The sequence below is a fragment of the Phytoactinopolyspora endophytica genome (assembly GCF_004138495.1).
Classification (GTDB): domain Bacteria; phylum Actinomycetota; class Actinomycetes; order Jiangellales; family Jiangellaceae; genus Phytoactinopolyspora; species Phytoactinopolyspora endophytica.
In genome coordinates, this window is record NZ_ML142858.1 from 195,477 (window position 1) to 195,684 (window position 208).

Annotated in this window: 1 protein-coding gene; it reads left to right on the forward strand. The window is 66.8% G+C overall.

Annotated features, from left to right (window positions below):
• Positions 1-208 (forward strand): transposase (locus ELR45_RS38500; protein WP_205856918.1); only part of this gene is annotated, 208 nt, incomplete at both ends.

Sequence of the window (208 nt, forward strand, 5' to 3'; positions counted from 1 at the left end):
CCCCTCGGAGGCTGCAGCGAAAGAACGCTGGGGCGAGTTCGCGGCCACATGGGGCCAGCAGTACCCGGCGATCGTCAGGTTGTGGGAGAACGCCTGGTCCGACTTTGTGCCGTTCCTCGACTACGACGTGGAGATCCGTCGGGTGATCTGCTCGACGAACGCGATCGAGTCGATCAACGCCCGCTACCGGCGCGCGATCCGCGCCCGC